Raw genomic sequence first — 908 nt, 5'->3', positions numbered from 1 at the left:
CCGAAATAGGCCTTTGCGGATAGCAATGACCTCGGTCGGAAAGGCGCCACGATCTAATAGTGGCAGCGCTCCCCATCCGCGAGTAGCCTGTGCTCAACTCCAGTTGAGCCACTGGAGTTCATCCGAACGAACGCTCGATCGTGCGGCGCACACGCACCTCGCCTGGACCGACGTGGTACTCTTTTATGACGCGGCCTTCCAGTGCTCGCTCAGCCTGAGTGGAGCGGTTGCGCTGGCGCAGGTAGTCGTGCCATGTGTGGAAGTGATAGCGCTCGATCCACACATCTGGATCCGCCATGTTTCGCGCGATCGACCAGCCGTAGGCGCCGTTACGCTGCCGGACGAGCCGAAGTTGCTGCATAACCTCCCGAAACCCAGGCGCGTTTCTCTGCACAACCCGATATTCGATCTCGATCACAACAGGTCCGTCGCGCCCGGTGATGGGCACCAGCACCTTTGGGTCCTCAAGGAGGCTTCCCTCTTCCACACGCGCCCTCACGGGCGGCATCCGTAGCCGCAGGCCGACCAGTGGCGATGCAACCATCAACGCGGCGGCAACGAGGAGGGCAGTTTCGACACCAGCGACCTCCGCCAAATGCCCCCAAGCCCAGCTGCCGAGCGCCAGCCCATCGGCTGAGGCCGCTTGATAGGCTGCCAGAGACCGTGCTGCGACCCAGCGGGGCGCAGAAAGCTGTACGCCAACGTTCAACAGAGTCCAACAGAGGGTCCACCCAGCACCAGCCACCACCAGTCCCAGTCCGGCGATCACTGGATTTCGGCTGAATGCCATAACAGCAATGCCCGTGCCCATAGCGAGCGCGCAGCATCGCATCGCTGCTTCAGCGCTCAAGTGCTTGCGCACCAACCCGATATTTGCCGCTCCGATGACAGCTCCCGCGCCAAAGGCG

At 62.4% G+C, this 908-nt stretch carries 1 protein-coding gene; it reads right to left on the bottom strand.

Features of this window, described 5'->3' with window-relative positions; genetic code table 11:
* Positions 1-118: 118 nt before the first annotated feature.
* On the bottom strand, positions 119-908 hold a 790-nt coding region (locus tag CWO89_RS44590; protein WP_207234718.1), incomplete at its 5' end, for an MFS transporter.

Source organism: Bradyrhizobium sp. Leo170, assembly GCF_004296405.1.
Classification (GTDB): domain Bacteria; phylum Pseudomonadota; class Alphaproteobacteria; order Rhizobiales; family Xanthobacteraceae; genus Bradyrhizobium.
Note: the sequence above shows the minus strand (reverse complement) of the source record. Positions and strands in the feature narration are given on the sequence as shown.